Genomic DNA, 22,336 nt, shown 5'->3' on the forward strand with positions numbered 1-22,336 from the left:
TGCCCAGGGAAAAAAGAAGTTCATTTTTTCCTCGGGGCGACAGGCATAGGACGAGCCGGCTAGAAGGTTGTTCTTTACCTTCTGGACGGATTGGCTTAGACCTGAGAGCCCCTAGGCGCTGCAGCTAGACACATTTTCTATCTAATACTGCTTAGTCGTTAATTCCCCCCTTCAATGCATCTCTACAGCGGGTATTTCCACTAAATCATTTTCAACTCGGCCTGTTGAGGTGTAAATATTAGCCATTTTCCCTCGTAAATAGCCAATAACCTCTATATTTAAATATTTAGCCAATTGAACGGCCTGCTTGGTAGCTGCTGTTCGTGAACCAATAACAGGAAAGCCGAATTTCGCTGCTTTGGAAAGCATTTCATATGAAACCCTGCCGGTTGTTAATAAAACTAACCGTTCAGGCTGTAAACCCATTCGTAGTGTGTGGCCAATGATCTTATCGACGGCATTATGCCGCCCAATATCTTCACGGACGGTGATATTGCCTTCTTTATCTACAATACAGGCTCCATGCATGCCGCCAGTTTCCAAGTAAAACGGTGAATTCCGAGCAAATTCACTCTGTCTTTTTAATAAATAACTCAATTTATATCTATATTCAGTAGCTACTTTTTGAAAATTTTTCACGTCTGTCATCGAGAAAAATGTGACTCCGCGTCCGCACCCAGCCGTATAGTGTTTCTTTTTCGTAAATAACTCTTCTTCATTAAATCCATTCAGAAGTGAGACGTTGATGCTTCCCATCTCCTCATTAATGGTAATGGATTCAATCTCACTCGCTTCCTGAATAAATCCTTCAGAAAACAAATAACCATAGGCCCAATCCTCTAAATCATGTTTAGTTAGCTGAAATACGGCAATCTCATACCCATTTAAAATCAGGGTAATCGGATATTCATCAGGACATCCTTTGCGGTACATTTGCTTTCCCCCTTCAGGAATTAACATTCTAGGCGTTTTCAATTGTAATAATGTTAACCGACCTTCTCAGCGACATTTATCACAATCTACAGCACACCTAAATGAATTAGCTATGCCTTTTAAATTTATAATAAATATCGAAGCCTTAATCACAGGACTTTGACGAATCTCGGTCGTATTTGTGTCAGATTATCGAATTTTTTTAAAATCAACTGCCCAAATCACAATTTGTAAGCGATTCCAAATATTTTTTTGTATCTTTGGTACTATCGTACGATGAGTCTTTTTTCCCGGAAGTAAGAATTATCACATATAAACATCTAAATAATATAGAAACAGTCATTTGTCATTTTTCTGACAAAATCATGTTTTAAATTTCTGCTATATTTCTACGTTTGATTTATAATAGGAATAGTGTTTTTACAACTAGCTTTAGGAGGAATACATATGACAATTAAAAAGGTTATGACGATCGCGGGTTCGGACACAAGCGGGGGTGCAGGAATTCAAGCTGATATCAAAACATTCCAAGAACTAGGTGTGTATGGAATGACAGCACTGACTACCATCGTTACGATGGATCCTAAGGATTGGCACCACAGTGTATTTCCAATCTCCGTTGAGACTCTAAAACCACAAATTGATACCGTCCTGTCTGTAGGAATTAACGCAATGAAAACAGGTATGCTTGGTACGGTTGAAATTATTGAATTAGTAGCAAAGGTGATCGATGAACATAAATTAGAAACAGTCGTCATTGACCCTGTTATGGTGTGTAAGGGCGAGGATGAGGTCTTAAATCCTGAAACCACTGATGCTATGCGCGAATTGTTACTGCCACGAGCTTTAGTTGTGACACCTAACCTTTTCGAGGCCGGCCAATTAGCTCAAATGGGACCCGTTAAAACCTTAGAGCAGATGAAGGAAGCAGCTGTAAAGATTCACGATTTAGGTGCGAAGTATGTTGTCATTAAAGGCGGCAGCAAGCTTTTAACAGAGGAAAAATCAATTGACCTTCTATACGATGGTAAAGACTTCACTATTTTTGAATCAGATAAAATCGAAACGAACTTCACCCATGGTGCTGGCTGTACCTTCTCATCTGCGATTACTGCAGAGCTGGCAAAGGGCAGTTCCGTTGTTGAAGCAGTTGAAGTTGCAAAAGACTTCATTTCAGCAGCTATCAGCCAAGGCTTCCGCTTAAATGAATTTGTCGGGCCTACTTGGCATGGTGCCTACCGCGGTGCAAAAACTGAATACTGCACAGATTGTTAATCATACCAAGGCCGTTCCCTACCGAACGGCCTTTTTTATTGTGAAAAATAAGGCTAACATTTCGCTTTTTCAATGTGATTTTAGTATGATAGTTACATTATTAAATACACTAGTTTATAGATTACATACCATGTACAGGGAAAGGAGAAAAGACATATGGAACCGATTAAGAATCATCTTCAGGTTCAAGAAGTGATTAACAGCTTCGCGAATCAGGATGTTTATATTCACCTGGAAACAACGAATGGTGCCTATGCATCCCACCATGATCAAACCTTCTTTTCAGCAGGCGCCTATATTCGAAATGCACTGGTCCGTTATGAACATGGGAAAATCACTGGAACTGACCCTTATCGTGTCGGATTAAAAATTAACCTTGGCTGGATTTATGCGGAAGGTCTCACTCATTTTGAAGTCGATGAGGAAAACCGCCTGCTGTTAGCAGGCCATGATAACAAAGGGAAACTCGCGGTTGCCCTAGAAATAAGCCCTACACCGTTTGAGTAAGGAAAGGAGGAACCTTTTATGGAAAAAGAACGTCATCTATTAGTCGTCTTTCCACATCCGGACGACGAAGCTTTTGGAGTATCTGGAACCATTGCCACTCATGTACAAAATGGTACTCCTGTCACTTACGCATGTTTAACCTTGGGTGAAATGGGACGTAACATGGGGAATCCCCCTTTTACCAACCGAGAAAATCTCCCGAAAATTAGAAAAGAGGAGCTTAAAGCTGCCGCCGCAGCCTTAGGTATTCAGGATTTACGAATGCTGGGGTACCGTGATAAAACGGTTGAGTTTGAAGACGATGAGGAACTGGCAAATGCGATGCTGGCATTAATTAATGACGTAAATCCATCGCTTGTCATTACTTTTTATCCAGGCTATTCCGTTCACCCTGACCATGACGCTACTGGTGCGGCGGTGGTAAGGGCAATCGAAAAGATTCCTGCTGCACAAAGACCAAAGCTGCACTGCGTTGCTTTTTCAAATAATTGCGTCGAGGAGCTCGGTGAGGCCGACCTTATCAATAACATCACTGCTGTTGCAGATAAAAAACTGGCTGCCATTCAAGCCCATCGTTCCCAAACGGAGCAAATGTTTGGAGACGTGACCGAGAAATTGAAAAATCAAGACCCGCAAATGATGGTCTGGATCAACAACGAACGATTCTGGACTTACAAATTTGAATAATTAAATTTACTTTTTTCTTAAAGAGCCCTGGTGAAGGACAAATCTTTCATGGTCTCAACGAGTTTTGTCCTTCAATGCTCTTATGAAGGACAAATCGTTCACGACCTTATCGAGTTTTGTCCTTCAGTGGCCTTATGAAGGACAAATCGTTCACGATCTCAACGAGTTTTGTCCTTCAGTGTGCTCTCAACCAGAAAAAAACCTTCGTCCATGACGAAGGTTTTTTAATAGGCTGGATTGATTAAGGTGCACAGCTTGCACATATCAAGGATGATGATTTTCCTTGATTTCATATCAATGATTCCTTCTTTTTTCAACTTCGAAAATACACGGCTTACGCTTTCCCGTGATGTCCCCACTACCGTAGCAAACTCTTGAATCGTCAAGGGGATTTCAATATTCCATCTCGAGGTGGATGTATTAAATTTATTCCCTAACCGCTCTAACGCCTTTACTGTCTTCGCATAAACATCCAACAAGGCAACGTCTCTTAAGGTGGAAGTCATTTCACGGAGAGCATCGCTCATGTATTCGATCATTTGAACCGCAAGATCGGGATATTCATGAAGACCCTTCTCTAATTCCATTTTATCTAAAAAGAAAAGCTGACCATCTTGGAGCATAGTGGCCGTCGCCGGATAGAGCTGTGAGGTTTTTGAGAATAAACAAGCCTCCGCAAACACATCACCCTTTTGCTTCATACAAACAATGATTTCATTACCGTTCTCATCCTGCTTTGTTAGCTTTACCGCTCCGGAATGTATAAAAAATACCCCTTTGCCCACTTCATCTTCACAAATAACCTGTACTCCTTTTTTAATGGTTAATGTTTGAATCCGTTTGGCGATAAGGTGAATGGATTTTGCCGATAAATCCTTAAAAATGACTATTTTCCGTAAAAAGTCCTCGATTTTCAATTCTCTTACTCTGCCAAATGGCTGTTCCTGTAAAGCATGTATGGGGTTCATTCTGCTCCTCCTTCCTTTTTTTAGGCTGTGTTAAATTGGGCTGTTGATTTGTGCTCCACTAAGGAAAGCCTCTTTGAATAATCACCGCAGTGACAGGCGGTCTCTGCCTGGCACGATGCGCTTCGCTTTCCGCAGGAGTCTCGCGCCTTCCGCACAAATCAACAGAGTTCTAAAATCAACATTCACCTGTAACACAGACCTTTTTAAAATGCTGTGAGACCACATATGTTAATTCTATTGTAGTGAAAATCGTCTCGTCTCGAAGTGATAATTTTCACAAAACGTTCAATTTCTTGAAACACTATCATTCCAACCCCCTTCACAAAACGTTCAAAGTTGGATAGAAAACTGTGAGAAACGTCACATTTTAAATCTTGATTTCTTATTAGGATGAAGTTGTTCATTAGACAGAAGGAGGGGGAAGTATGAATAAGGCAATAATCAGCTTTGTCGTTAGCATCGTAATTGGTTTTGGTCTTGGATACTTGGTGTTTGGCGTTATTATGGGAGATTCCGATAAAGAGCCTCAAGTCGCTCAAACAGAACAAATAGACGAAGCAAGTGAAACTGAAGGCAACAAGGAAGAAGCAAAAGAGGAAACAGCAACGGTGGATGCCAATAACATCCTTAATAGTAAAGGCTGTCTCGGCTGTCACGCAGTTGATTCTCTTGGATTAGCAGGCGGGGCAACGGGTCCAGACCTTTCAAAAGCCTTCACAGATGTTGAAGGTAAGCATGGAAAATCAATCGATGAATTCTTAAAAGAACCAACTTCCGCGGTTATGTCGAGCGTTATTGGCGGCAGCCCGCTAACAGATGAAGAACGCACGCAAGTGTTAGATATGTTGAAGCAAGCTTCAGAAAAATAATAAGGTGGTGTAATTGATGAAGAAATGGATTCCTATCGCATCAGGTTTACTAGCAGGCTTTGTAGCAGCAACGATTTCCTTTGCTGACTTTTCAAATAGTACAAACAATCAAGTAGCTTCTAGTACTACCAAAAGCGATGCTGAAAAAGTTTATGTACCATTCGGCGAAAAAGATGATTACTACCTATTCGCATCAGGCGGCCACTCCGGTCAAATGTTTATCTATGGTGTTCCATCTATGCGTCATATTCGGACTGTACCAGTATTCTCACCAGACTCTGCAACAGGATATGGGTTTGACGAGCATTCTAAAAAGTTATTAGGCGACTACACATGGGGAGATCTTCATCACCCAGCATTCTCAGAAACGAATGGTGACTATGACGGTAAATATATGTTTGCAACGGATGTCGGAAACAGCCGTGCAGCTGCAATGGATTTAGAAACCTTTACCGTAAAAGACATTATTAATGTTCCGAATACTAGCGGCCCGCACTGTGCGGCCTTCGTTACGCAGAATACAGAGTATATGTTCCTGCCAACACGTTTCGCTGTGCCAATCGGCTCTGAATACAAGTCATTAGACGATTACAGCGACCAATACCGTGGTGTAATGTCTGCCGTAACGTTTGATCAAAACAAAGATAAGCTCAATATTGCCTACCAGGTTGCTCTTCCACCATGGTCCTATGATTTATCGGACGCTGGTAAGAAATCCTCTGCGGATTGGGCAGTCATGACAACTTACAATACAGAAGAAGCAACAACAAATCTTGAAATTAACGCTTCACAGGCTGACCGTGACTTCATTGTTCTTTTTAACTGGAAAGAGCTTGTGAAAATGGTTGCAGACGGACAGTATGATGAAGTTACTGGTCAAAAAATGATTTTCCCTGAAAAGCATAAAGGCGGTATCTACCTTGTTCCTGTTGCGAAATCACCACATGGTGTGGACGTTACGCCTGATGGAAAACACTTTATCGCTTCTGGAAAGCTAGCACCATCGATGACAGTATTCTCTTTTGAAAAAGCATTTGAAGCGATTGAAAAGCAAGATTTCGCTGGCGAGCGCAACGGTATTCCAATTATCAACTATGATTCTATTATGGAGAGAGAAGTTAACCCTGAAAACGCACTTGGACCGCTTCACACTCAATTTGATGACAAAGGAATGGCTTACACAACAATGTTCATTTCTTCTGAAATCGTGAAATGGGATCCAAAAACAGGCGAAACGTTAGATCGTGTACCTGTACAATATTCACCTGGACACTCTGTAGCAGCTGAAGGTGATACAGTTGCACCTGATGGAAAATGGCTGATTGCTCTTAACAAAATTGCCAAAGACAGCTATTTATCTGTAGGACCTTCACATCCTGAGTCCATGCAGTTAATCGATATCAGCGGCAAAATGAAGGTGATTCAATCTTCACCGGTTAACCCTGAACCACACTACGCGCAAATCATTAAGGCAGATAAGATTAAAACAATTGAAGTATATCCGAAGGATGAAAACAATAAGCTTGCGACGTATAAGCAGGATCAGGCTAGAATCGAACGTAATGGAAACGAAGTTCATGTCTATGGTATTGCTATGCGTTCGAAGTTTATCTTTGATGCAAAAGCAAAACGTCCTGATGTGATTGAAGTCAATCAAGGAGACAAGGTGTTTATCCACTTAACGAATACTGATTTTGATGAGGATATTACCCACGGATTTGCCATCAACAGCTATAACTTAAACATTGAAGTTCAGCCTGGCCAAACGAATACAATCGAATTTACTGCAGATAAAGCTGGAACGTTCCCGCTTTACTGTACTAACTTCTGTTCAGCACTACACCAAGAAATGACCGGCTACTTCCTTGTAAAGCCTAATAAGTAAAATGGATGGTATGGGTATCAATTGATTCAATTGGTACCCTTCTCCGTTTAGAAAGGACTTGTTTTACATGAAAGCAAAAAAATTATCACTGGTTTCATCACTGGTGATTACTTTAGCAGCAGTTTTAGTGGTTCTATCCTTATTTTTTCCCTGGTGGCAAATGATTTTCTTTGCGCCGCAATATCCAGAAGGATTAAATATTATTGTTTATCCAAATAAGCTTGAAGGAGAAATCGATATTGTTAACGGGTTAAATCACTATATTGGAATGGAAAATTTCAGTGAAGAGAATTTTCCTGAATTAGCGTATCTCTCTTACTTAGTCATTGGTTTGGCAGCACTTACCCTCTTGACGGCCATCCTGCGCAAGAAAGCAGTGCTCTATGGATTAATTGGTTTGTTTATCATAGGCGGTGGACTCGGTGTTTGGGACCTTACCCGTGCACTTCGTAAATTCGGCACCAACTTAAGCCCGACTGCTCCGATAAAAATTGACCCATTTGTTCCGCCCCTTTTAGGGCATAATACAGTTGCAAACTTTGTCACCGAAAGTGTGCTTGGATACGGTGCGTATTTCCTTATTGCAGCCTTTATTTTATTACTAATTCCGTTATGGAAGGATCGAACAAGATGAAAAAATTACTGCTCTTTCTATTCGTTTTCTCTATCACAGTTTGCATCAACCCTGAGAAAAATAATGCTGCCGAAAACTTGCAAGCCATGATCGACAGCTTGGAAGAAGGAGCAGTTCTGAAGCTTGAGGATAAAACTTATGAAGGCAATATTGTTATCAACAAAGAGTTGACCCTTATTGGAAAGGCAAATACCGTTATTAAGGGTGACGGAACTGGAAATGTTATCTCCATAAAAGCTCCCAATGTGACCCTTAGGAAGCTGACTGTTACCAATAGCGGCATGGACCGCAACTCACCAGAGGAATATGCAGGAATTAAGATTCATACCAACGGAAATGTCGTGGAACATATCAAGATCACCGATTCCTTTCACGGAATCTATTTAAGCCAGGCACACGACAATAAAATCTCCTATGTTGAGATTAAAGGAATGGGCAAAGGGGAAATTGCCGCACAAGGTAATGGAATCCATGTCTATTACGCCAACCATAACCTCTTATCAAATAACACCATTGAAGGCACTCGTGATGGAATGTTCTTCGAATATGGTAACAACAATGAAAGCTATGAAAATAATATAAGCGGTACGCGGTACGGTCTGCATTACATGTATTCAGATGAGAACATTTTTAAGAATAATACCTTTACGATGAATACGGGCGGCGCTGCGGTCATGAATTCCAACCGTCTGCTCCTAGAGGATAACCATTTTATCGTAAACTATGGAAACCAATCGTTCGGATTATTACTTCTTCAAGCGAATGATAATCAGATAAAAAACAATACTTTTTATATGAACCAAAGAGGTATCTACATCGATCAAGCGACAAGAAATACTATTGAAGGAAATAAAATCTCTCAAAACCAAATTGGAATTGAGCTTTGGGCTAGTTCTAACGAACAAGTTTTTACAGAAAATCTAATTACCGAAAACACTATTCCTGCCGTGACAATAGGCGGAACAGGAGAAACCAATTTCTGGAGTCATGAAGGCAAAGGAAATGACTGGGGAAACTCCTTCCCGCTCACTGATTTAAACCAGAACGGCATTGGGGACTTTCCTATAACCTATCGATCATCGTTATATCAATTAATTGAAGACCAAGAATTATCTTATTTATTTTTAAAAAGTCCAGCACTCGCTATCTATGAAAAAATGAATTCCGTGCTAATGGATGAAAAAATTATGTTTAATGACCCGCACCCGCTGGCCGCTGCAAAAAGTAAGAACCATTTCCTGCTAATTGCTGTGATAGGGCTCGCCGCAGTGCTGATTTTAATAAAGGCATGTTATCGTAAATATTATTGTTAAAATCCTAAAGCCGATTTTAACGTGGAAGTATCTATTTTAGCGACGTAATTGCGTTAGCTTGCTCTTTTCTCATTAATTATTCACATAATTTAATGAGAATCAATTAATCCATCATAATGATATTTCAAATCGCTATAAAGTTGAAGAAAAGAGACTTACTAAAAGGGAGACATCTACTATGCATTACATTTGGAAGGAATGGAAGGAAAATATAAGAGGAAAAGGACTATGGCTCGCCTTAAGCATCATTGTTCTCATTTCGGTCAGCATCTTGTTTCGTTCCACTGCCCTTTCATTTGATAAAGGCTACTATGTTCTCTTAATTAATTTGTTTGACACAATCATTTACTTTATCCCGATACTCTGTTTGTTTATTGGCGCCTTTTCCATCTTTCAAGAAAAGGAACAAAAGACGTTAATCATGCTTCTGACAAAAAAAGATTCTTATGCAAGCTTTTTATTGCGAAAAAGTTTAGGGCTTTATGCCGTCGTCCTTATACCAATCCTGGTCTGGTTTTTTCTCTATTTATTATTACTCAAGTTTAATTTCCAGCTGGATATGAAGGCGTATTTCATCTTTATTTTAGCAATTGTGACCTTGTCGCTGGTGTTCCTGCAGATAGGAGCAGCAATCGGCAGCTTCAGCTCTTCCAGAATGCAGATTATCGGCTATACAATCTTTGTTTGGTTTTACTTTTTCTTCTTGCACGACTTTATTTTGCTCTCGTTTTTACCTGATGTTACCCATGAAAATGTAAAATTATTTTCGTCACTGTATTTCTTAAATCCACTGCAGTCTGTTCGAATGTTCTTAGAAACCGGAATGGGCGTTTATTCATTTGGTCATATGTCACGGCTTCTACAGGCTTTCATGTGGACAAAACCAGCATTCTTCTTGCTTTTTAATCTAGTATTTTGGCTCATTGCTTCCATCATCACAGCAAGTGTTTTTCACCGTAAGGAGGGATTTGAATGATAACAGTCTCCAATTTAAACCAATCCTTCGGGAAAAAATTAATTCTGGAGTCTATCAATATTGAAATTAATAAACATGAAATTTGTGCCCTTGTTGGACGTAATGGTGCTGGAAAGTCCACTTTTATCAACAGTCTTCTTGGGCTCCTTCCAGTCAAACAAGGCACCATTAGCATTAACGGAGTTAAAGTGACCAAGAAAAATCATGACTGGAAAAAAGCGATTGCGTATCTGCCGGAAAAATTTCAACTTTATCCGATGCTGACGGGTCTCGAGAACATTACCTTCTTTGCCGAGGCGGTTGGAAAGACAGTAGATCAAGGACGTATCGAGAGTGTCCTTAAGTCGGTAAGCTTATGGGAGGACCGCACAGTTCAGGTGAAGAAGTATTCAAAAGGCATGCTGCAGCGCCTTGGGTTGGCCATCACCCTCTATCAGGATTCAAGTATTCTGATTCTTGATGAGCCTACCAGCGGGATTGACCCAATGGGACGAAAGGAAATCTTAGAGGTGTTAAAATCACTTCAAGATAAGACCATCCTGCTCTCTTCCCACCATCTTGATGAGATTAAACAGGTTTGTACACATGTCGCTTATTTAAATAATGGTAAAATGGAGAAATACACTGTGGAGGAATTTTTACAAACACATAATCTTGGAGGAATTGAATCATGAAAAAACTGATGAGGCTGACCGCACTGCTGCTTTTAGCTGTACTTGCAGGCTGTAGTGCAGACCCTGAGTATAGCGTTGAAGTGGTAAAACCAATCTATCAACTAGCAGATAAAGAAATGCCTTTTGTAATAAAGGTTGCAGAAAAAGATGAGGCAGCAACTGGGCTTAACGTTTCGGCTGAGTTTTCAATGACCAATATGGATCACGGCACAACGGAAGTGAAACTAACGGAAAAAGAAAATGGGATTTATTCTGGGAAAGTCGAACTCCCAATGGCCGGAAAATATGAAATTTTCTTTGTATTAGAAAGAGATGGAAAAAAGGCAGACAAGGTCATTAATTATGAGGTCAAAGAGTCAGAAGGCGTTGCTTCGATTAACGGAGAATGGATTACTAATGAGGATATAGAGTTTTATAAGTTTATCAACTATCTCCAGCTTGCCATCAACCGTGAAACCGACCAAAAGCGCTACACAGGCGATCAGCTAAAGGAAGCACTATCCTACTGGGAGTCACAAGAAAAACTGGTTGAAGACCAAAATCAATTAGTAACACAAATTATCCGCCTCCGCGCAATGGCGATGCTCGCTGAAGAAAAGGGACACACCGCGACCGGTGCGGAAGTTGAAACAGAAATCAATAAGGTCCGCGACCAATACAGCCAGTTTGAATCCGCGAAGGCCATAATCAACGAATACGGAGAAGATAAATTTTGGGAAATTGAAAAGCAGCAATACCAGCTCATCGTCCTATCCCAAAAAGTACAAAAAGACATCATCGAAAAAGTAAAAAAAGAAAACCCTGAAATGGCCCAACAAGAAATCAACTTCCAAGCCCAAAAACAATACGAAGAACTGCTAGTATCGCAGGTTAACTCAATGGAAATAGTTATCCTTTAACGATGACATCGTATACGGTGACAGGCACCAAATATACAAAAAAGCGCCTTTATGCAGCGCTTTTTTGTATATTTGGTGCCTTTTATTAGTCTTCGGGTGTGTTGATGATTTTTAGGGTTTTGAAGCCGAGGTTGATTTTGTAGTTTAGGTTCCAGTTTGCGCCATGGATTTCGATTTCGTTTTCTTGAAGGGTAAATCTGAGCATGACGTCATTGTCTTCGTCGATGATGGCGTAGGAGTTTTTGTTTGTATAGATTTGATAGGTTGGATGAGCAATTAGTGTCCACCCATATTGTAATTTATTGCTTTTTGTCGTCATATTCACACCAGCCTTTACCCATTTAGTTCAAATTGGTTAACAATACTCGGTACAATTTGTCATCCTTTTCATCAGGGTTCCCTCTGCCATCTGTATTGTTGCTGACAAAATAGAGGTATTCACCATCAACAAACACATCACGAATCCTCCCTAATCCCGTAATAACCGGACTTGCAATGTTCTTGCCTAACTCGAATTCTCTGACTGCATTCCCTCTAAGTGTTGCAGCATACAACGTATCATCGTGGGCCGCCAATCCTGAAGGTGCCCAGGTTTCATCACCTGAATGAAACAATGATGTCTCCATACTGGCTTTACTTTCATTTCCTTCAATTACCGGCCAACCATAATTTGCACCTGGTTTTATCAAATTGATTTCATCATGTGCTGATTGACCATGCTCACTCGAATATAAGGTATCGCCAATCCACACAAGCCCCTGAGGATTACGATGACCATAGCTATAAACGTAGGAATTCTCAAAAGGATTATCCTCCGGAATACTGCCATCCAAATTCATTCTTAGAATCTTTCCGTTCAAGGACCTCTGGTCTTGCGCGAGTTCTGGTGTAGTGGCGTCGCCAGTAGTAATATACAGCTTCCCATCCGGTCCAATCTTCAACCGACCGCCATGATGATAGGCAGCACTCGGAATCATGTCTAGAAGTATTCGTTCCTCTGTCCACTTGTTCCCCTCAAGCCCGAGAACAACGACTCTGTTAAACTGCCCCTGTCCATTCTCATACGTATAGTAGGCAAACGCCTTTTGATTATCAGCAAACCCCGGATTGAGAACAAAGCCAAGCAGTCCGGCTTCCGCTGCTTTCGCAAGCGGTTTTTCCAAAGCAACTTGTTGTCGTTCCATTTTTCCATTATCAATTTTCACGATATTTCCTGTTCGTTCACTCACGTAAAAAACCTGATTTACCTTATTAATAGACCAGGGAACCCGTAACTCTTCAGCGACCACTTCAATCTCTGGCTGAAGGACAACTGCTTCATCCTCTTGTTGGTCTCTAGGCTTCAGATTTTCTTTTTCAAAAAGAGAACAACCTGACATCAACAGTATCATCGATAATAAAATGGAACCCACTTTGACCATCAGTCTCTTCCTTTCCTATAAAACTTCCAGTATTGCCTTTGCTACTCCATGTTCATCATTTGTAGCGGTAATCACATCACAAAGAGTTTTTATTTCATAATCGGCATTCCCCATTGCGACCGCTCTACCGACTCTTTCCAGCATGGAGACGTCATTAAAACTATCACCCATCGCCATTGTTTCTGAAATGTCGATTCCTTTTGATTGAACAAACGTTTCTAACGCAATTCCTTTTTGAGCATTTCGATGAGTTATTTCCAAATTGTTATGGCCAGAACTGGACACTTCCAACTCTGTTAATTCTTCAAGTGCATTTGCTGCAGCTTCACGCCTGTCTGAATCAATCGCAAATCCAAAAAGCTTATAAATTTGGTGTGCTTCATCATTAAATAAAAGATCATAACTTTCAACCTGATGGACCAAACCATTACGAGTGCGGGCTTCTGCTCGTTTAACCACATCTTCAGGTTTCACATCAGGATTGGCACTAACGACAATATCAACTATAATGGCCACGGCTTTATTAGGATCTAGCGAGTATGTACCCTGGTTTGTATAGACTTCAAAATAGATATCCTTTTCCATTAGCTTTTCCGCAGCTTTTTTGGCTACGTGCTTTTCAATTGGTGTAGCAGATAAAATTTCTCCTTCTTTTGTGCGGACTTCTGCACCATTTACACCAATGACAGGGCAATGTAAATCTGCTTCATCTAGGATAAATCGAACCTCTTGAAAAGATCTCCCAGTTGCTATTACTACTTCAATTCCCTGTGACTGGGCTTTTAGAATCGCTTCTTTATTTTCCTGACTAACTTGTTGATACGAATTTAATAAAGTACCATCCATATCTGACGCAATACACTTAATCATGCAGTTCACCTATTTCTATTTTTTGTTACTGCCATCTTATCAGATATCCGCTTCCAGTTTCACCATTTTGCTCATGAAAGATACTTGCTGCCTTCTCTTATACTTAACGGAGCAAGCTCGTTTCCTTCAATAAATGCCTTAACAGACTCAGGGTTTGTTTTCGAGTATTCCCTCAATGCCCAGCCGATGGCTTTTTGAATGAAGAATTCCTTGCTATCGGCATTTTTAACCATGTATTTATAGAGAAGTGCTTCATTCGTTTCATTCTTATATTTTAATTGAAAGAGGATCGAAGCTCTCCGCAGCCAAAAGTTATCATGTATCGACCAATGATTAATGTTCTCTTCGACAAGTTCAGGATATTTCCGAGCAAGCTCTCCAACTAGAGGAGCAATAGAATCCACACTATCCCACCAAGATTTTGTCGTGATCAATCTTTCAAGCAATAGTATCGTGTCCTTTGGCATTTTCTTTATGAATTTTCCGATATATGTAATAGCAGTATATTGATATTCTCTTTGATCCTTATCCCAAAGACCTTCTACGATATCCTTGTTAAATTCCTCTTTCAGTATTCCTGTCTCTTTAAAAAATTGCTTTTCCAGCTCTTTTCGGAGCGGTGACTTAATTCCTAAGAACGGGAAATGATCTTTCATATATTTTTTCATAGGTCCAGCATTATCATCATTTCGATGCTCTTCAAACATAGCAGTTAGTTGTTCTATTTCATTTTTCAAAATTCCCACTCCTAAAAAATCACTATAGTGCTATTTTAGCTCTTTTAATAATTCTATAAACCCGCACTATTCCCTCTATTAAAATGCATAATGACTGCCCTAAATGCCAAACTAAACTGTACCGAAGGATGAAAGGAGAGGATTCTATGACGAAAAAGGTTAATAAAGGCAGTAAAAACCAAAATTCGCCTCAGGCAGGTCATGCAGAGGCTGAATTCGCAAGTGAATTTGTCAGCGGAGATAACAGCAAGGGCAATAAGCGAAATAAAGGTCAGCAAAGCAAAACAAATCCGCATGAATAGAAACGCGGAAGGCGCCTGCTTATCGGCGACAGCATAAGACGAGCCGATGGCGCCTGGAGCTAGACAGTTATCTAAGTTCAAGGTTTCATACTTATTTTGTAAAAGAGAGTCGGCGTTCCACTTAGGAAGGCCGACTCTCTTTGGCTATTGAGGGGTAGAAATGGCAGCTGGAGAAGTACGTATGTCTTTATTTCCTTCATTATTGAACTGATTTTGTAAATCTATGTTAGCTCTTTCTGCTTCTGATTGTGCCTCAACGGGGGCATGAACCTTTCCATCTTCCAATTGTCTATTGATTTCAATATTCGCTTCTACAGTATCATTTGCTGAATTTGGGTCACTTTTCACAGTAAACATCTCCATCTATCATTTGTTATAGAACATACTGTTATCTTTCCCAGCCAGCACATAAGTATCACAAAAAACTGTCCCTATTCGAGACAGTTGATATATTGCTCCTTTTCCTACTGAGTGCTGTAAATATTGTTTAATTCTAACTCTCTGATTTCCTCGGCAATCCTGTTCTGAATATCTTCGACCACAGAAAAATCCATCGCCGGAACATAAATGGCTTCCAGCTTATCATGAAGTTCTTTTGCTCTTGCTAAATAAGAGATAGCTTCCTTCATTTTACTTTTATAGCTTGCCGCGATTGGTTTAATTTGATCTTCATAGATTTCATCTGTTCCCGGATTAATCAGAAGCTCATACATATCAATGATTTCATCGCCGGCACGGCTTGGAAAGTATTCGTGTGGAGCCGTACTGTCAAAAATGGCAATGCCAAGCTCTCTAAAAATAACCATATCCAAACTATTGGGATCAAATCCGCAGTGAAAAACCTCTATATCAATCCCTCTTGCTTCTGCAGCTGCTGCTAACTTCTTTAACATAGTCGACTTTCCAGAACCAGGACGTCCTTTAATAAAATAACGCTTTTCAATATCCTCCGTTAAATTCGGAACAAAATCGACAGCTCCCTTTGGTGTTGCTGCTCCTAGGAATCGATGGCGGATATCGGATTGCTTATTTATTTTCAGCTTGCCAAAAAAGGACTGAATTAATTTATTGGTCAGCTGGTCTGCTTTTTCAAAATCCATGTTTTCAATATAAATTTTCTCCCAATCATCATGAACATCTAATGCCTGCTTAAAGGTGGAGTAGGCTATATGAAAGGAGGCACTAATTTGGTTTGTTAAGCGCTCAATGTTCTTTTTCTCGGCAGCAAGTGCTTTTGCGTCCCATGCCTCACCCAAATTAATATACTGTTCTACTGCACCTGGGGCCTTGGGTTCGATGACATGTGGCGCTGTTCCATCAACGATTCCTACCTTTAAGGCACGAATGATGACACCATCTATGGAACTATTATCTGACGAGCAATGTAAGTATTCGATATCATATCCTTTTTCGACCCATTCATCGCCTATTTTTTTCATCAGCGAGGATTTTCCCGTCCCAGGACCACCTTTAAGAATATAGATTCGTTCCAGTCCTTGGAGATTTGAATCATATAGGCTATGGAATCCTCTTGCTGTATTCCCGCCTGCAAAATAATTTTTTATCTTACCAGCCACACTGAACACTCTCCTTTACGTGACATAGCGAAGTTTCATTTGTCTAGCTGCAGCGCCTAGGGGCTCGGGGTCATAAGCCAATCCGTCAAGAAGGTTAAAGAGCAACCTTCCCGCCGGCTCGACTTATGCCTGTCGCCCCTGTTCAAGGCGCTTCCGCTTTTCATTTCTCCATATCCTATGCCATGTACGTTTTATAGGTGAATGCCTATTACATTATTTTCTAACATCAGGTGTTTCAGCGCTTGTCAGATTTACTAACATTTTTGGATCAATTACAATTTGAACACCGATTTTCCCAGCGCTGACTACCATATTTTCAAGTTCTATGCAGCTCTCATCTATAAATGTCTTATATTCCTTTTTCATCCCAATCGGTGAACAGCCGCCGCGGATATAGCCCGTCCATTTCAGAATGTCCTTAACAGGAATCATCTCCACGTTCTTTTCCCCGGCTGCCTTTGCGGCTTTTTTTAAATCTAATTCTGCTTCGACTGGTATTACAAATACGTAGATACTTTTGCTTGCTCCTTGTGCGACAAGCGTTTTATAGACTTCACGAGGATCTCTGCCTATCTTCACGGCAACAGAAACTCCATCAATTTTTCCATCTTGATTTTCATATGTAAGCACTTCATAAGTTATCTTTTTGCTATCGAGAATCCGAATAGCATTCGTTTTGACCTTTGCCATTTTCCCCTCATCCTTCAACCATTTACCATTATTATAACAATTTTCTCCAGCAAAGATAAAAGACAAGGTAAGGAATGCTAGGTTTCCTTACCTTGTGCTTTTTATGAACATCTAAATGATCGAATTCTCCTAAGGTCCGTTCCATAATATACCCAGCGGAAGTTCCTCCAACGATATCCTGCAATTGAATCTCTTCCAACATATGTTGGATAAAACCAGAAACTGCTGCCATTATTCAGCCAAATATAGGTATAGCGGTAAAGGCAGCCTCTGATAGCTCCAGGGTCAACAGCGTATAAAGAGGGTGATTCTTGTGGCGTGTAGGATGGCGGCGGTGAAGATGGCGGTCCATCTTGTTGTTGTCCTCCTCCAAATGGCGGGAATCCTTGCTGTCCCCCACCAAATCCAGGGGGAGGGAATCCAGGCTGTTGTCCACCGCCAAACCGTGAAGGGATATAAGGTATTTCATAACCATAATAATTCAAGGGCATATTCCTCCTTTAATATGTTTTCCCTCTACTATATGTTTTCTGCCTAACATGGGTGAGTGGTCTGCATAGTCTATACAGCCAACCATACACCGAATCTCCATATTGTTGTCACCCGTTTGTCACTCTATAAATCCATCATTATAGTAAAATAAAGGTAGTTAGAAAATACTTACAGTTGTGAATGGTGAAATCGTTTATCAGGTTTATCACTTTGTCACAGTTAATTCATTGAAATTATGTGAAATATTTCACAATATATTATATATTATTAAAATGAAAAAGGTGGCTTATATGAAGTATGATTTAGTCCTTTTACACGCACCAAGTGTTTATGACTTTCGAAAAAATTCCCTGCTGGCAGGACCCATTAGCGATGTAGTGCCGTCATCACCAGTATTTGAAATGTATCCAATTGGATTAACAAGTATTGCGGATTATTTAGAACGGTTCGGTCTTCGCGTTAAAATTATCAATATTGCAAACCGGATGCTGATGAGTGAGAAGTTCGATGTAGAAAAGAAGCTAAGAAAAATCAAAACACGTGCCTTCGGAATTGACCTGCACTGGCTGCCGCATGCACACGGCAGTATCGAATTAGCTAAAATTGTTAAGAGACTGCACCCAGATACACCCATGATTTTCGGAGGTTTATCGGCTACCTATTATCATAAGGAGCTAATGGACTATCCATTTATTGATTTCGTCCTGCGTGGTGACTCAACAGAAAAACTTATGCTTTTGCTGATGAATAAATTAGAACTCGGAAATACTCACTATGCTGACATTCCGAACTTAACCTGGAAAAAAGGCAGCGAAATTGGCTATAATCCTATTACCTACGTACCAAAGGATTTAGATGATCTAGACGTACCAGGCTACCGCTATACAGTCCGTTCCGTCTTTAAATATCGCAACTTTCTAGACCCTCTGCCATACAAAGGCTGGCTTGAATATCCTAACACCGCGTTACTAACAGCAAGAGGCTGTTCGCAGAACTGTCTCATCTGCGGCGGTTCAAAGGATGCCTATGATCAAAACTGTGGAAGAAGTTCTCTTGCCCTACGTTCACCAGAAAAGCTAATGGAAGACATTCAGTTTATTTCTCGCTTCAGCCGTGCACCAATCTTTATCCTGCATGACCTTAGGCAAGGCGGCAGGGAATATGTCAAAGAGTTCTTCAACCGTCTAAAGAAGCTTAATCTTAAAAATGAAATTGTCTTTGAATTATTCCAATATGCGGGTGAAGAGTTTTTTCAAATGATGAATAACAGCTGTTCTAAATATAGCATTGAGATTACCCTGGAAACACACGATGAAAAAATCAGACGTTATAATGGAAAATTCAATTGTACCAATCCAAAGGTGATTGAAACACTTAACTTTGCCTTAAAGCATGGTGCTAAAAAGATAGACTTGTTCTTTATGACAGGTATTCCTAGTCAAACGTACCAAAGCGCAATTGAAAATATTGATTTTTGTGAGAAAATCCATCTTTCTTGTAATCAAGACCCTAGACTATTCTATTTTGTTGCACCTCTTGCACCGTTCCTTGACCCTGCAAGCCCAGCATTTGAAAATCCAGAGCTACATGGCTTTAAGAAATTCTGTCATACGCTTGAGGACCACCGCAAGGCGATTACCCAGCCATCCTGGAAGCATATGCTCAGCTATGAAACGACACAAATGACACGTGATGATATCGTAAAATCCACCTACGATTCTGCTCAAAAGTTAAATGAATTCAAATTAAAATACGGTCTAATTGATCAAGCTGGCTACGATGAAATTAAAGGTAAAATTGAAAAATCACAAGCCTATATTGAAAAAATTGATTATGTTCTTTCACTGCCAGAAGAAGAGCAGAAGGCGGAATTGGCATTAATTCAGAAAGAGATTGAAGAGTTAAATAAATATAGTATTTGCGGTAAGAACGAGCTGAAATGGGAGGTACAAAAGAATTACGCAAACTTCTTCTCCCTTGCATTAGTTGGTTTAGAGCAGCTCTATGAAGAGTATGCAACAAAAATCAAACATTCCTTTCAACCAAAGCTTCGTCATCAATTTAAACTAGAAACCGAACATCAGAATGCAAAAATGTAAGAGAGTTTTTTTCCGTTATCCGAGAGTATTTTCCGTTATCCGCAAAAAGGCGCGTGATTTAAAAATCACACGCCTTTTTGCAGCTATTAATGGCCGCCCAAGTAAGCCATTCGTATTTGGTCGCTCTGGTTTAACTCTTCGGAGGATCCTGAGATCACGATTTTTCCAGTCTCGATGACGTAGGCGCGGTCAGCGATTGATAACGCCATGTTTGCATTTTGCTCAACTAATAGAATCGTAGTGCCTGACTTATTGATTTCTTCGATAATCCGAAAAATCGTCTTAACTAAAAGCGGTGCTAGTCCCATAGATGGTTCGTCCAATAGTAAGAGCTTTGGGCGTGCCATCAAGGCTCTGCCCATTGCCAGCATTTGCTGCTCACCGCCTGATAACGTACCAGACAGCTGCTTACGCCGTTCGAGTAAACGAGGAAATAGATTGTAGACCTTTTCAAAGTCCTCCTTTATCCCTTGCTTATCCTTCCGTAAATAAGCTCCTAATTCAAGATTCTCTTCAACAGACATGTTGGCAAACACACGACGGCCTTCAGGAACATGCGAAAGTCCCTGTTTCACGATAGACTGAGCAACCTTGCCTGAAATGGATTGTCCTTCAAACAAGATACTCCCGTTTTTTGGCTTTAGTAAACCGGAAATTGTTTTTAACAGCGTACTTTTCCCCGCGCCATTTGCTCCAATCAAGGTAACGATTTCCCCTTCATTAATATCAAGTGATACACCCTTTAAGGCATGAATATTACCATAGAACACGTTAATATCCTCAATTTTTAGCATTACGAAACCTCCTCCCCAAGATACGCTTCGATGACTTTTGGATTATTTCTGATTTGTTCAGGAGTCCCATCTGCAATAAGCTGACCGTGGTCTAGTACATAAATACGCTCACATACACCCATTACAAGGAGCATGTCATGCTCAATCAAAAGGATCGTTAAATCAAACTTTTTACGAATTAACGCAATCAAATTCATTAATTCCTCTGTTTCCTGTGGATTCATACCCGCTGCAGGTTCGTCCAGGAGTAAAAGCTTTGGATTGGCTGCCAGCGCTCTCGCAATCTCTAGACGGCGCTGCTGACCGTACGGCAGATTCTTCGCCGTTTCATGCATGACATTATCTAAATTAAAAATCTTTAAAAATTCAATTGCCTTTTCTTCCATATACTTTTCTTCTGAAAAGTGTTTAGGGAGGCGGAATATCGAACTCAGAATCGAATGCTTCGCAAGGGAGTGGTATGCAACCTTTACATTATCAAGCACCGACAATTCGCTGAATAGACGAATATTTTGAAAGGTCCTGCTTATACCTTTTTTAGTAATTTTATAGGGTGCTAAACCATTTAATTTATCTCCATCTAATTCAATACTGCCTTCGGTAGGCACATATACTCCGGTTAACAGGTTGAAAAAAGTTGTTTTACCGGCACCATTTGGTCCAATCAAACCTACTAATTCACCTTGCTTTAACTCGAGGTTCACGTCTGAAACAGCCTTTAATCCGCCAAAACGGATACCTGCATTATTTACTTGAAGCAATGGGGTGTTTGCTGTCATGAGTTGACTCCTCCTTTTGCAGACTTGCCAAACTTAAAGAATGAGGTCAATTCTCTTGTGCCCATAATTCCCTGTGGACGGTAAAGCATCATCAGTACCAATACTAAGCTATAAATAATCATTCGTAATTCAGGAAAGCTTTGCAGGAATGTAGAAACGATTGTTAGGAGAATCGCAGCCAGTACCGCACCAGACATACTTCCTAATCCTCCAAGTACCACAAAGATTAAAATATCAAACGATTTTAAGAAACCGAAGTTTGTCGGCTGGATAATGAAAAAGTTATGTGCATACAAAGCACCTGCAACTCCAGCGAAAAAGGCTCCGATCGCAAACGCGACTACCTTATAGTAAGTAGTGTTAATCCCCATGGCATCAGCTGCAATTTCATTTTCTCTGACAGAAATGCAGGCTCGTCCATGTGTTGAATTGGTAAAGTTTCTGATGACGATTAATGTTAGAAGGATACTTCCAAATAGCCATGGCCAAGTCGTAAGCTGGGTAACAGTCATCCCGCTTGCTCCGCCAACATATTCAATATTTAAAAAGACAATCCGGACAATTTCACCAAACCCAAGTGTGGCAATCGCAAGATAATCTCCTTTTAGCCGAAGTGTAGGAATTCCAATTATTAAGCCTGCAATTGCAGCTGCTACTCCTCCCGCTAATAGACCAAGAGCGAAGGGAAGCTCTAATTTCATTGTTATAATGGCAGAGGCATAAGCACCTACAGCCAGGAAGCCTGCATGTCCAATCGAAAACTGTCCAGTAATTCCAATGATCAAATGTAAGCTGGCAGCAAGAATAATATTAATACCAATAAAGTATAGTGTGTTCACATAGAAGAAGTTAATTATTTCTCCGGTAATTAAAAATTGCATCACAACACCAAAAACAATGGCTAAAACGATTGATGACCAAAAACCTTTCGCAGTCCTGAGTATATTCATCGCTA

General features: G+C 40.4%; 24 protein-coding genes and 1 pseudogene. 12 read left to right on the forward strand and 13 right to left on the reverse strand.

Translation table 11 applies throughout. The annotated features are described in order from the left end of the window. Positions 1-171: 171 nt before the first annotated feature. The gene (fdhD, locus tag QNH48_RS29870; RefSeq protein ID WP_283955919.1) at positions 172-933 is read right to left on the reverse strand and encodes a formate dehydrogenase accessory sulfurtransferase FdhD; all 762 of its coding nucleotides are present in this window, start codon (positions 931-933) and stop codon (positions 172-174) included. Between the two features lie 447 nt (positions 934-1,380). Here fdhD and pdxK point away from each other — a divergent pair, with 447 nt between their 5' ends. The 3 genes from pdxK (at position 1,381) to bshB2 (ending at position 3,402) form a co-directional block, all read left to right on the forward strand. Then, positions 1,381-2,208, forward strand: a complete 828-nt coding sequence (pdxK, locus tag QNH48_RS29875) for a pyridoxine/pyridoxal/pyridoxamine kinase (RefSeq protein ID WP_133369803.1) — start codon at positions 1,381-1,383, stop codon at positions 2,206-2,208. Positions 2,209-2,364: 156 nt separating this feature from the next. Next, complete coding sequence (locus tag QNH48_RS29880; protein WP_133369804.1) at positions 2,365-2,715, forward strand: YojF family protein; 351 nt, start codon at positions 2,365-2,367, stop codon at positions 2,713-2,715. A gap of 18 nt (positions 2,716-2,733) precedes the next feature. Then, entirely contained in the window at positions 2,734-3,402 is a 669-nt protein-coding gene (gene bshB2, locus QNH48_RS29885; RefSeq protein ID WP_283953227.1) for a bacillithiol biosynthesis deacetylase BshB2, read from the forward strand. A 224-nt stretch (positions 3,403-3,626) separates the two neighbouring features. Here bshB2 and QNH48_RS29890 read toward each other — a convergent pair whose 3' ends face one another. After that, a complete protein-coding gene (locus QNH48_RS29890) occupies positions 3,627-4,370 on the reverse strand; it encodes a Crp/Fnr family transcriptional regulator (protein WP_283953228.1) in 744 nt (247 codons plus the stop codon). Between the two features lie 425 nt (positions 4,371-4,795). Between QNH48_RS29890 and QNH48_RS29895 the strand changes: the two genes are divergently transcribed. From QNH48_RS29895 to QNH48_RS29925, 7 genes are all read left to right on the forward strand, one after another. Continuing rightward, positions 4,796-5,239, forward strand: a complete 444-nt coding sequence (locus QNH48_RS29895; protein WP_283953229.1) for a cytochrome C — start codon at positions 4,796-4,798, stop codon at positions 5,237-5,239. 16 nt (positions 5,240-5,255) lie between these two features. Then, a complete protein-coding gene (nosZ, locus tag QNH48_RS29900; RefSeq protein WP_283953230.1) occupies positions 5,256-7,124 on the forward strand; it encodes a Sec-dependent nitrous-oxide reductase in 1,869 nt (622 codons plus the stop codon). 67 nt (positions 7,125-7,191) lie between these two features. Further along, positions 7,192-7,758 carry a hypothetical protein gene (locus QNH48_RS29905; protein ID WP_095247463.1) on the forward strand — a complete coding sequence of 189 codons (567 nt, stop codon included), beginning with the start codon at positions 7,192-7,194 and terminating at the stop codon, positions 7,756-7,758. Then, positions 7,755-9,071, forward strand: coding sequence for a nitrous oxide reductase family maturation protein NosD (gene nosD, locus QNH48_RS29910; RefSeq protein ID WP_283953231.1), 1,317 nt, complete (start codon positions 7,755-7,757; stop codon positions 9,069-9,071). The genes QNH48_RS29905 and nosD overlap by 4 nt, the downstream gene beginning before the upstream one ends. A 178-nt stretch (positions 9,072-9,249) precedes the next feature. Further along, positions 9,250-10,047 carry an ABC transporter permease gene (locus tag QNH48_RS29915; RefSeq protein ID WP_283953232.1) on the forward strand — a complete coding sequence of 266 codons (798 nt, stop codon included), beginning with the start codon at positions 9,250-9,252 and terminating at the stop codon, positions 10,045-10,047. Continuing rightward, the gene (locus tag QNH48_RS29920; protein WP_283953233.1) at positions 10,044-10,721 is read left to right on the forward strand and encodes an ABC transporter ATP-binding protein; all 678 of its coding nucleotides are present in this window, start codon (positions 10,044-10,046) and stop codon (positions 10,719-10,721) included. Before QNH48_RS29915 ends, QNH48_RS29920 begins: the two co-directional genes overlap by 4 nt. After that, positions 10,718-11,620, forward strand: coding sequence for a FixH family protein (locus QNH48_RS29925; protein WP_283953234.1), 903 nt, complete (start codon positions 10,718-10,720; stop codon positions 11,618-11,620). Before QNH48_RS29920 ends, QNH48_RS29925 begins: the two co-directional genes overlap by 4 nt. An 85-nt stretch (positions 11,621-11,705) precedes the next feature. Here QNH48_RS29925 and QNH48_RS29930 read toward each other — a convergent pair whose 3' ends face one another. The 4 genes from QNH48_RS29930 to QNH48_RS29945 all read right to left on the reverse strand — a co-directional run bounded on the left by QNH48_RS29930 (position 11,706) and on the right by QNH48_RS29945 (position 14,618). Further along, positions 11,706-11,939, reverse strand: a complete 234-nt coding sequence (locus tag QNH48_RS29930) for a hypothetical protein (protein ID WP_283953235.1) — start codon at positions 11,937-11,939, stop codon at positions 11,706-11,708. Positions 11,940-11,961: 22 nt separating this feature from the next. After that, positions 11,962-13,041: a PQQ-dependent sugar dehydrogenase gene (locus QNH48_RS29935; RefSeq protein ID WP_283953236.1), complete on the reverse strand. Its 1,080-nt coding sequence runs from the start codon at positions 13,039-13,041 to the stop codon at positions 11,962-11,964. 15 nt (positions 13,042-13,056) lie between these two features. After that, entirely contained in the window at positions 13,057-13,911 is an 855-nt protein-coding gene (locus QNH48_RS29940) for an HAD family hydrolase (RefSeq protein ID WP_283953237.1), read from the reverse strand. Between the two features lie 71 nt (positions 13,912-13,982). After that, on the reverse strand, positions 13,983-14,618 hold the full coding sequence (locus tag QNH48_RS29945; RefSeq protein ID WP_283955920.1) for a DNA alkylation repair protein: 636 nt from the start codon (positions 14,616-14,618) through the stop codon (positions 13,983-13,985). Positions 14,619-14,794: 176 nt separating this feature from the next. On the opposite strand from QNH48_RS29945, the gene QNH48_RS29950 reads away from it, so the two are divergent. Then, on the forward strand, positions 14,795-14,950 hold the full coding sequence (locus QNH48_RS29950; RefSeq protein WP_283953238.1) for a hypothetical protein: 156 nt from the start codon (positions 14,795-14,797) through the stop codon (positions 14,948-14,950). Between the two features lie 144 nt (positions 14,951-15,094). Here the strand turns inward: QNH48_RS29950 and QNH48_RS29955 are convergent, their stop codons facing one another. From QNH48_RS29955 to QNH48_RS29970, 4 genes are all read right to left on the reverse strand, one after another. Continuing rightward, complete coding sequence (locus tag QNH48_RS29955) at positions 15,095-15,313, reverse strand: hypothetical protein (protein WP_283953239.1); 219 nt, start codon at positions 15,311-15,313, stop codon at positions 15,095-15,097. Positions 15,314-15,414: 101 nt separating this feature from the next. Beyond that, a complete protein-coding gene (locus tag QNH48_RS29960) occupies positions 15,415-16,527 on the reverse strand; it encodes a PRK06851 family protein (protein ID WP_283953240.1) in 1,113 nt (370 codons plus the stop codon). A gap of 213 nt (positions 16,528-16,740) precedes the next feature. Beyond that, the gene (ybaK, locus tag QNH48_RS29965; RefSeq protein ID WP_283953241.1) at positions 16,741-17,217 is read right to left on the reverse strand and encodes a Cys-tRNA(Pro) deacylase; all 477 of its coding nucleotides are present in this window, start codon (positions 17,215-17,217) and stop codon (positions 16,741-16,743) included. A 101-nt stretch (positions 17,218-17,318) separates the two neighbouring features. Further along, the gene (locus tag QNH48_RS29970; RefSeq protein WP_481858446.1) at positions 17,319-17,708 is read right to left on the reverse strand and encodes a hypothetical protein; all 390 of its coding nucleotides are present in this window, start codon (positions 17,706-17,708) and stop codon (positions 17,319-17,321) included. A gap of 291 nt (positions 17,709-17,999) precedes the next feature. Between QNH48_RS29970 and QNH48_RS29975 the strand changes: the two genes are divergently transcribed. Then, positions 18,000-19,808, forward strand: coding sequence for a TIGR04190 family B12-binding domain/radical SAM domain protein (locus QNH48_RS29975; RefSeq protein ID WP_283953243.1), 1,809 nt, complete (start codon positions 18,000-18,002; stop codon positions 19,806-19,808). Between the two features lie 86 nt (positions 19,809-19,894). Here the strand turns inward: QNH48_RS29975 and QNH48_RS29980 are convergent, their stop codons facing one another. The 3 genes and pseudogenes from QNH48_RS29980 to QNH48_RS29990 form a co-directional block, all read right to left on the reverse strand. Beyond that, the gene (locus QNH48_RS29980; RefSeq protein WP_283953244.1) at positions 19,895-20,602 is read right to left on the reverse strand and encodes an ABC transporter ATP-binding protein; all 708 of its coding nucleotides are present in this window, start codon (positions 20,600-20,602) and stop codon (positions 19,895-19,897) included. Next, the gene (locus QNH48_RS29985) at positions 20,602-21,381 is read right to left on the reverse strand and encodes an ABC transporter ATP-binding protein (RefSeq protein ID WP_283953245.1); all 780 of its coding nucleotides are present in this window, start codon (positions 21,379-21,381) and stop codon (positions 20,602-20,604) included. Before QNH48_RS29985 ends, QNH48_RS29980 begins: the two co-directional genes overlap by 1 nt. Next, positions 21,347-22,331 (reverse strand): annotated as a pseudogene (locus tag QNH48_RS29990) (branched-chain amino acid ABC transporter permease). The gene QNH48_RS29985 and the pseudogene QNH48_RS29990 overlap by 35 nt, the downstream one beginning before the upstream one ends. Positions 22,332-22,336: the final 5 nt, after the last annotated feature.

The sequence above is a fragment of the Neobacillus sp. YX16 genome (assembly GCF_030123505.1).
Taxonomy (GTDB): domain Bacteria; phylum Bacillota; class Bacilli; order Bacillales; family Cytobacillaceae; genus Neobacillus.

What these genes read in the sequence shown, in the direction of transcription:
- pdxK (WP_133369803.1), top strand. Translation starts at nt 1,381, where the DNA reads ATGACAATTAAAAAGGTTATGACGATCGCGGGTTCGGACACAAGCGGG.
- QNH48_RS29975 (WP_283953243.1), top strand. Translation starts at nt 18,000, where the DNA reads ATGAAGTATGATTTAGTCCTTTTACACGCACCAAGTGTTTATGACTTT.
- bshB2 (WP_283953227.1), top strand. Translation starts at nt 2,734, where the DNA reads ATGGAAAAAGAACGTCATCTATTAGTCGTCTTTCCACATCCGGACGAC.
- QNH48_RS29890 (WP_283953228.1), bottom strand. Translation starts at nt 4,370, where the DNA reads ATGAACCCCATACATGCTTTACAGGAACAGCCATTTGGCAGAGTAAGA.
- QNH48_RS29925 (WP_283953234.1), top strand. Translation starts at nt 10,718, where the DNA reads ATGAAAAAACTGATGAGGCTGACCGCACTGCTGCTTTTAGCTGTACTT.
- QNH48_RS29915 (WP_283953232.1), top strand. Translation starts at nt 9,250, where the DNA reads ATGCATTACATTTGGAAGGAATGGAAGGAAAATATAAGAGGAAAAGGA.
- QNH48_RS29880 (WP_133369804.1), top strand. Translation starts at nt 2,365, where the DNA reads ATGGAACCGATTAAGAATCATCTTCAGGTTCAAGAAGTGATTAACAGC.
- QNH48_RS29955 (WP_283953239.1), bottom strand. Translation starts at nt 15,313, where the DNA reads ATGGAGATGTTTACTGTGAAAAGTGACCCAAATTCAGCAAATGATACT.
- QNH48_RS29920 (WP_283953233.1), top strand. Translation starts at nt 10,044, where the DNA reads ATGATAACAGTCTCCAATTTAAACCAATCCTTCGGGAAAAAATTAATT.
- QNH48_RS29985 (WP_283953245.1), bottom strand. Translation starts at nt 21,381, where the DNA reads ATGACAGCAAACACCCCATTGCTTCAAGTAAATAATGCAGGTATCCGT.
- QNH48_RS29980 (WP_283953244.1), bottom strand. Translation starts at nt 20,602, where the DNA reads ATGCTAAAAATTGAGGATATTAACGTGTTCTATGGTAATATTCATGCC.
- QNH48_RS29930 (WP_283953235.1), bottom strand. Translation starts at nt 11,939, where the DNA reads ATGACGACAAAAAGCAATAAATTACAATATGGGTGGACACTAATTGCT.
- QNH48_RS29905 (WP_095247463.1), top strand. Translation starts at nt 7,192, where the DNA reads ATGAAAGCAAAAAAATTATCACTGGTTTCATCACTGGTGATTACTTTA.
- QNH48_RS29945 (WP_283955920.1), bottom strand. Translation starts at nt 14,618, where the DNA reads ATGTTTGAAGAGCATCGAAATGATGATAATGCTGGACCTATGAAAAAA.
- QNH48_RS29950 (WP_283953238.1), top strand. Translation starts at nt 14,795, where the DNA reads ATGACGAAAAAGGTTAATAAAGGCAGTAAAAACCAAAATTCGCCTCAG.
- QNH48_RS29935 (WP_283953236.1), bottom strand. Translation starts at nt 13,041, where the DNA reads ATGGTCAAAGTGGGTTCCATTTTATTATCGATGATACTGTTGATGTCA.
- QNH48_RS29895 (WP_283953229.1), top strand. Translation starts at nt 4,796, where the DNA reads ATGAATAAGGCAATAATCAGCTTTGTCGTTAGCATCGTAATTGGTTTT.
- ybaK (WP_283953241.1), bottom strand. Translation starts at nt 17,217, where the DNA reads ATGGCAAAGGTCAAAACGAATGCTATTCGGATTCTCGATAGCAAAAAG.
- QNH48_RS29970 (WP_481858446.1), bottom strand. Translation starts at nt 17,708, where the DNA reads ATGCCCTTGAATTATTATGGTTATGAAATACCTTATATCCCTTCACGG.
- fdhD (WP_283955919.1), bottom strand. Translation starts at nt 933, where the DNA reads ATGTACCGCAAAGGATGTCCTGATGAATATCCGATTACCCTGATTTTA.
- QNH48_RS29940 (WP_283953237.1), bottom strand. Translation starts at nt 13,911, where the DNA reads ATGATTAAGTGTATTGCGTCAGATATGGATGGTACTTTATTAAATTCG.
- nosD (WP_283953231.1), top strand. Translation starts at nt 7,755, where the DNA reads ATGAAAAAATTACTGCTCTTTCTATTCGTTTTCTCTATCACAGTTTGC.
- nosZ (WP_283953230.1), top strand. Translation starts at nt 5,256, where the DNA reads ATGAAGAAATGGATTCCTATCGCATCAGGTTTACTAGCAGGCTTTGTA.